General features: G+C 59.9%; 7 protein-coding genes and 1 tRNA gene. 5 read left to right on the top strand and 3 right to left on the bottom strand.

All coding sequences use genetic code 11. From position 1 onward, the window contains the following. A partial coding sequence (dnaQ, locus tag AC1DWI_RS09035; RefSeq protein ID WP_477724701.1) for a DNA polymerase III subunit epsilon occupies positions 1–551 on the top strand: 551 nt, incomplete at its 5' end. 46 nt (positions 552–597) lie between these two features. Beyond that, a tRNA-Val gene (locus AC1DWI_RS09030) sits at positions 598–672 on the top strand. A gap of 95 nt (positions 673–767) precedes the next feature. On the opposite strand, the gene AC1DWI_RS09025 is transcribed toward AC1DWI_RS09030, so the two are convergent. The 3 genes from AC1DWI_RS09025 to AC1DWI_RS09015 all read right to left on the bottom strand — a co-directional run bounded on the left by AC1DWI_RS09025 (position 768) and on the right by AC1DWI_RS09015 (position 3627). Next, positions 768–2450, bottom strand: coding sequence for a PhoH family protein (locus AC1DWI_RS09025; protein WP_457280422.1), 1683 nt, complete (start codon positions 2448–2450; stop codon positions 768–770). A gap of 178 nt (positions 2451–2628) precedes the next feature. Then, positions 2629–3105, bottom strand: a complete 477-nt coding sequence (locus tag AC1DWI_RS09020) for a peroxiredoxin (protein ID WP_457280423.1) — start codon at positions 3103–3105, stop codon at positions 2629–2631. Between the two features lie 123 nt (positions 3106–3228). Next, on the bottom strand, positions 3229–3627 hold the full coding sequence (locus AC1DWI_RS09015) for an Mth938-like domain-containing protein (RefSeq protein WP_477665775.1): 399 nt from the start codon (positions 3625–3627) through the stop codon (positions 3229–3231). Positions 3628–3824: 197 nt separating this feature from the next. Between AC1DWI_RS09015 and AC1DWI_RS09010 the strand changes: the two genes are divergently transcribed. The 3 genes from AC1DWI_RS09010 to thrC all read left to right on the top strand — a co-directional run. Continuing rightward, the gene (locus AC1DWI_RS09010) at positions 3825–5048 is read left to right on the top strand and encodes a pyridoxal phosphate-dependent aminotransferase (RefSeq protein ID WP_477724700.1); all 1224 of its coding nucleotides are present in this window, start codon (positions 3825–3827) and stop codon (positions 5046–5048) included. Between the two features lie 98 nt (positions 5049–5146). After that, complete coding sequence (locus AC1DWI_RS09005) at positions 5147–6469, top strand: homoserine dehydrogenase (protein ID WP_477669608.1); 1323 nt, start codon at positions 5147–5149, stop codon at positions 6467–6469. Further along, on the top strand, positions 6469–7445 hold a 977-nt coding region (gene thrC / locus AC1DWI_RS09000), incomplete at its 3' end, for a threonine synthase (protein WP_477724699.1). The genes AC1DWI_RS09005 and thrC, both read left to right, overlap by 1 nt.

Here is a 7445-nt window from a genome sequence, read left to right as displayed (position 1 = left end):
CGCTCAAGGTTCACGGCATCAGCAACGAGTTCCTGAAAGACAAACCCAAGTTCTCGGCCGTGGCCGACGAACTGCTGGAATACCTGCAGGACGCCGAGATCATCATCCACAACGCGCCTTTCGATGTGAGCTTCCTCAACAAGGAGCTTGAACTCATCGGCAGGCCGCCCATCAAGCATTGTGTGGCCAAGGTCACCGACAGCCTGATGATGGCCAAGGAGCTGTTCCCGGGCAAACGCAACTCGCTGGACGCCTTGTGCGACCGGCTCGAGGTTGATAATTCGGGCCGGACCTTGCATGGCGCCTTGCTGGACGCCGAACTTCTGGCCGACGTCTACATCAATCTGACACGTGGCCAGAATGCGCTGGTGATGGATGTAGGGGACAGCGCCCGGGAAGGCGATAGTGACGTGCCCCAGATTGATCTCAGCACCTTTGACCTGCCGCTGTTGGCCGCCAACGACCAGGAGATCGCCGACCATGAAAAGCTGCTGGCGGATATTGACAAGGCCAGCAAGGGTAAAACGGTTTGGCGTGTTTTGGCGGCGTAAGCCATAAAGCTGTTCGAAACAGCATATAATCTTAGGCTGACCAATAGGGCGGTTAGCTCAGGGGTAGAGCACTGCATTCACACTGCAGGGGTCGCAAGTTCGAAACTTGCACCGCCCACCAGAATTTGAAGAACAAAAAAGGCCAAGTCTTGCGACTTGGCCTTTTTTCATTTCGGCGCCGTAAGCACCGATAAGCGCCGTTTTTCGCCGTCGGGCTTAGAGCACTTCGCTCGCGAAATCAGCCAGCCGCGAACGTTCGCCGCGCGCCAGCGTGATGTGGCCGCCGTGCGGCCAGCCCTTGAAGCGGTCGACGGCAAAGGTCATGCCCGATGAGCCTTCAGTCAGGTACGGTGTGTCGATCTGCGCCAGGTTGCCCATGCAGATGATCTTGGTGCCCGGACCGGCCCGAGTGATCAGCGTTTTCATCTGCTTTGGCGTCAGGTTTTGCGCTTCGTCGATGATGACGTACTTGTTCAGGAAGGTTCGGCCGCGCATGAAATTCATGCTTTTCACCTTGATGCGCGAGCGGATTAGTTCGTTGGTAGCGGCTCGGCCCCATTCGCCCGAGCCGCTGTCGGTTTTGCCCAGCACTTCCAGGTTGTCGTCCAGTGCGCCCATCCAGGGGCCCATTTTTTCCTCTTCGGTGCCCGGCAGGAAACCGATGTCCTCGCCAACACTCACGGTGGCGCGCGTCATGATGATTTCCGTGTAGCGACGGTCATCCAGCACCTGCGTGAGGCCGCTGGCCAGCGCCATCAGCGTCTTGCCCGTGCCTGCCGTGCCAGCCAGCGTGACGAAGTCCACTTCGGGGTCCATCAGCAGGTTCATCGCGAAGTTTTGCTCGCGGTTGCGTGTGGTGACGCCCCAGACGGCGTTTTTGAGGTGGTTGTAGTCCTTGAGGGTCTTCAGAACGGCGGTTTTCGCCCGGATTTCCGTCACGCGGGCATACAGCGGGGGTTCGCCGGGGGCCTCAAAAAACACAAACTGGTTGATCAGCAGGCTGCCCACTATGGGGCCCGTGATGCGGTAGAAGGTGTGGCTGCCTTGCTGCCAGCTTTCGACGGTTTTGCTCTGGCGCGTCCAGAAGTCAGCCGGCAGGGCCAGCGAGCCCGAATACAGCAGGTCGCCGTCTTCCAGTGTTTTGTCGTTCTGGTAGTCGTCTGTGGCCAGACCCAGGGCGCGGGCCTTGACGCGCATGTTGATGTCCTTGGACACCAGAACCACCTCGCGCGGCGCGTATTCCTTGCGCAAGGCCTCGACCACGCCCAGGATCTGGTTGTCGGCCTTGCCCTGCGGCAGGCTCATGGGCAGGGTGTAATCCAGCGGTTTGGTCTGGAAAAACAGGCAGCCACCAGCTTCAGGGTGACCGGTGGTGTCCAGTTTCAGGCCTTTGGCAATGTCAGCGCCCTGGGTGCCTGCCAGCGCGTCCAGCGTCCGGCTGGTCTGGCGGGCGTTGCGCGCCACCTCGGTCATGCCCTTTTTGTGGCCGTCGAGCTCTTCAAGCACGATCATGGGCAGGAAGATGTCGTGCTCCTCAAACCGGAACAGGCACATTGGGTCGTGCATCAACACATTGGTGTCGAGCACGAACAATTTGGTGGGACCAGTGCGCTTGGCCTTTTTGGGCTTGGCAGCCGGCTGCGGCAGTGGAATGCTCTCTTTTTTATAGCTGCTTGCGCTCGTCCTTGAAGGGTTGGCAGGCTCTTTTCCTTGAAACGCTGACGGATGCTGGCTGCCATCCCCTGCTGCGCGGCTGTCAAACAGGTCCATCACCGGGGGTTTCTGGGCGGATTCGGCACTTTCCGTCTTGCGTGCTTTGGAGGGCGAGCGGGCAGGCGCGTCAAGCGCGTCGGGGGAGAGCAGGGCGGCACGTTTGGTCGGGGCAGGGGGCAGGGGCATAGTGCTTAAAACTCTCTAAAAAAGAAGGGTTCCAGAAGCGAAAAAGCCGCCTTGAAACCAGGGCGGCTTGTTCTTTTGGCGCAGTTGCGAAGGTCAACAGCATGAGTTCATTATGCACAACTCGCGTGAYAGGGCAATCCTTTGCAATTCTTTGTTGCTAACTGGCGTCAGGGCTGTTTCAGGCGGCCTTTTTGAGCGCCTTGACGGCCTTGAGCACGTCGTCCACGTGGCCGGGCACCTTCAGGCCGCGCCATTCTTCTTTCAGCTGACCGTCGGCGCCCACCAGGAAGGTGCTGCGCTCGATGCCCTTGACCTTCTTGCCGTACATGATCTTGTTTTTGACCACGCCGAACATGTGGCACATTTTTTCTTCGGTGTCCGCGATGAGTTCGAACGGGAGTTCAAGCTTGGACTTGAACTCGTCGTGGGATTTCATGTTGTCGCGGGACACGCCGAACACGGTTGCGCCGGCCTTGACGAAGTCCTTATAGCGGTCACGGAACTGCATGGCTTCCGTGGTGCAACCCGGTGTGTTGTCCTTGGGATAGAAGTACAGCACAACGACTTTGCCGAGGTGGGATGTGTTGGAAACCTTGATGCCGCTCGTGGCGATCGCTTCAAATTCGGGGAGTGGTTTATTGACGACGACTGCCATACTGAGTAGACCCTGACGAAAGTAGTTGTAATTAGCCGCGCCTTTTGGCAACCGGCCCGGGACGCGAGTCCTGGATGTGGTGCCAAGTGCAACCCTAGATTTTACCCTGAAAGAGAGGGCATTTCAGCCTTCTGTTCCTTCTGTTTCAATCAGCAGGGCAGCAATTACCTGCCGGCCTTCTCCCGCGAGGATGTTGTAGGTGCGGCATGCTGCCAAAGTGTCCATGGTCTCAATGCCGATGCGGCGCTCCATCAGTGTGCGCAGGAAGGCCGGAGGCGGAAAGCGCAATCGGGAGCCGCTGCCAAAAATCACGAGTTCAGGCTGCGTCGCGGCAAGCAGGGCGAAATGCTCTGCCGTGAGTTGCTCAAAACGCGTGCAGTTCCAGTCAAACTTCTCGCCCCTTGAGCCAATCACGATGCTGTGTTCGATTTTCTCCGCGACACCATTGCTTCCCAGGCCGACCCAGCCTGGACCGTAGCCAAGGATGGACTGAACATCGAGACGGTCTGGCTGAAGTTTCATACGGGATTATTTGGGCGTTTCGATGGTGCGGAGGACGCCGATGCACGGGACGGTTTGACGGGTTTTAGAGGCGAAAACCCTCTTTTATGTGGTCAAATTATAGATTCCGCCCGAATTTCCCGCCGCAGTGCTGACGCTTCTTCCCCGTTGCCAGCATGGTGGGGCCCGAGGCCTTGCCCACATACCGATAAAACCGCATGAAACCGATCACCAAATCTGCCAAGCTGGCCAATGTCCTTTATGACATCCGCGGTCCGATCATGGATGCCGCCAAGCAGATGGAAGAAGAAGGCCAAAAGCTCATCAAGCTCAATATTGGTAATCTGGCAGTGTTTGGTTTTGATGCGCCCGAAGAAGTCCAGCAGGACATGATCCGCAACCTGCCTGCCTCGGCCGGTTATTCGGACAGCAAGGGCATTTTCGCGGCGCGCAAGGCCGTGATGCACGAAACGCAAAAGCAGGGCATCAAGGGCGTCACGCTGGACGACATTTACCTCGGCAATGGCGCGAGCGAACTGATCTCGATGGCTACCAACGCCTTGCTCGATGACGGCGACGAACTGCTGCTGCCTGCGCCCGACTACCCGCTGTGGACGGCTTCCACCAGCCTTTCGGGCGGCACGCCGGTGCACTACCGGTGTGATGAAAGCAACGGCTGGATGCCCAACCTTGACGACATTCGCGCCAGGATCACACCCAGAACCAAAGCCATTGCGGTTATCAACCCCAACAACCCGACGGGCGCGCTGTACTCCGACGAGCTGCTCAAAGGCATCATCGACATCGCACGCGAGCACGGCCTGGTCATCCTCGCGGACGAGGTTTATGACAAGGTGTTGTACGACGGCGTCAAGCACACGGCCATCGCCAGCCTCTCGACCGACGTGCTCACGGTGACCTTCAATTCGCTTTCCAAGAGCTACCGCTCATGCGGCTACCGCGCCGGCTGGATGGTGGTGTCCGGCCCCAAGACGCAGGCGCAGGACTACATCGAAGGCCTGAACATGCTGGCCAACATGAAGCTGTGCTCCAACGTGCCCGGCCAGTGGGCCATCCAGACTGCGCTTGGCGGTTACCAGAGCATCAACGACCTGACCTGCGAAGGCGGGCGCTTGCGCCGCCAGCGGGACCTGGCCTATGAGCTGATCACCGCCATTCCGGGCGTGAGCTGCGTCAAGCCCAGCGCTGCGCTCTACATGTTCCCGCGGCTTGATCCCAAGGTCTACCCGATCAAGGACGATCGCCAGTTTTTCCTGGAGCTCCTCAAGGAGACCAAGGTCATGCTGGTGCAGGGCACGGGATTTAACTGGCCCGAGCCGGACCACTTTCGCATCGTCTTCCTGCCGCATGAGGAAGACCTGCGTGAAGCCATTGGCCGTATTGCAAAGTTCCTCGAGAACTACCGCAACAACCGAACTTGATCCTGCATTCAGCTTCTTTTCTTTTCCTTACCCTCTTGAGGGCAGGTCTCCAAGATCAACGTACAGCAAGAACCTCAGCGACTATGAAACCGACGAATTTGAGCCCGATCCGGGTAGGCCTTCTGGGCATTGGCACCGTGGGCAGCGGCACCTATAACGTACTGCAGCGCAACCAGGAAGAAATCCGCCGCCGCGCCGGCCGCGGTATTGAGATCACCATGGTGGCCGACCTCGACGTGGCGCGCGCCAAAGCCGCGGTGGGCGCGGGTGTGCAGGTGGTCGACGACGCCCGCAAGGTCGTGGCCAGCCCCGACGTCGATATCGTGATCGAGCTCATTGGCGGCTATGGCATCGCCAAACAGCTGGTGCTCGAAGCCATCGAAGCCGGCAAGCACGTAGTCACCGCCAACAAGGCGCTGTTGGCTGTGCACGGAACCGAGATTTTTGCGGCGGCCCACCGCAAGGGCGTGATGGTGGCGTTTGAAGCGGCCGTGGCCGGCGGCATCCCCATCATCAAGGCTTTGCGCGAAGGCCTCACCGCCAACAGCATCCAGTGGATCGCCGGCATCATCAACGGCACTACCAATTTCATCCTGTCCGAAATGCGCGACAAGGGCCTGGACTTCGACGTCGTGCTGAAAGAAGCGCAGCGCCTGGGCTACGCCGAAGCCGACCCCACCTTCGACATCGAAGGCGTGGACGCCGGCCACAAGGTCACGCTGATGTCAGCCATTGCTTTCGGCATCCCGGTGCAGTTCGACAAGGCCTACGTTGAGGGCATCACGGGTCTCGCCGCACAAGACATCCGCTATGCCGAGCAGCTTGGCTACCGCATCAAGCTGCTGGGCATCACCAAGCGCGCCGCCAACGGCATCGAGCTGCGCGTGCATCCCAGCCTGGTGCCGGCCAAACGTTTGATCGCCAACGTTGAAGGCGCGATGAACGCCGTGGTGGTGCAGGGCGACGCCGTCGGCACCACGCTGTACTACGGCAAGGGCGCGGGCAGCGAGCCCACCGCCAGCGCCGTGATCGCCGACCTGGTGGACATTGCCCGCCTGCACACCGCAGACCCAGAACACCGCGTGCCGCACCTGGCTTTCCAGCCCGACGCGATGAGCGATTTGCCCGTGGTGCCCATGTCCGAAGTTGTCACCAGCTACTACCTGCGCCTGAAAGTCGCCGACGAAGCCGGCGTGCTGGCCAAGGTCACGGGGATCCTGGCCGGCGCGGGCATCAGCATTGATGCGGTGCTGCAGCGCGAAGCTGATGAAGTGGGCGGTGAGGGTTCCACGCACACCGACCTCATCATCCTCACGCACGAGTGCGTGGAAGCAAAGATGAACGAAGCCCTGGCGCAAATGCAGGCGCTGCCCACGGTGCTGGCGCCCATCACGCGCATCCGCAAGGAGGAGCTGGCCTGATGTTGTACATCTCCACTCGCGGCCATGCCGACCGCAAGCGTTTTTGTGAAATCCTGCTCGAAGGCCTCGCGCCCGACGGTGGCCTCTACTTGCCCGAGCAATATCCGCAGGTGGATGCTGCCACGCTGCAGAAGTGGCGCGGCCTGTCTTACGCCGAGCTCGCGTTCGAAGTCCTCTCGCTTTATGTCGACGATATTCCAGCCGTCGACCTCAAAGCCATCTGCAACAAGACCTACACCGAAGAGGTGTTCGGCACCCAGGCCATCGTCCCGCTGAAAAAGCTTGAAGACGGCCTCTACCTCGAAGCCCTGTCCAACGGCCCCACGCTGGCCTTCAAGGACATGGCCATGCAGCTGCTGGGCAACCTGTTCGAATACGAACTGGCACGCCGCGGCGAAGAGCTCAACATCCTGGGCGCCACCAGCGGCGACACCGGCAGCGCAGCCGAATACGCCATGCGCGGCAAAAAGGGCGTTCGCGTCTTCATGACCTCGCCGAACGGCCGCATGAGCCCCTTCCAGCAGGCGCAGATGTTCAGCCTGCAGGATGAGAACATTCACAACATCGCCGTTGACGGCGTGTTCGACGACTGCCAGGACATCGTCAAGGCCGTCTCCAACGACCTGGCCTTCAAGCGCCGGTACAAGATCGGCACGGTCAACTCGATTAACTGGGCGCGGCTGATGGCACAGGTCGTGTATTACTTCGCCGGTTATTTCCAGGCCACGAGCAACAACACCGAGACGGTCAACTTCACTGTGCCCTCCGGCAACTTCGGCAATGTCTGCGCAGGCCATGTCGCCCGCATGATGGGCCTGCCCATCGCCAAGCTGGTCGTCGCAACCAACGAGAACGACGTGCTCGACGAGTTCTTCCGCACCGGTGTGTACCGCGTGCGCAGCAGCGCCGACACCCATGAAACCTCCAGCCCCTCCATGGACATTTCCAAGGCCTCGAACTTCGAGCGCTTTGTGTT

The organism is Polaromonas sp. P3_C2, from assembly GCF_056402675.1.
This window is presented reverse-complemented; position numbering and strand designations above follow the sequence as displayed.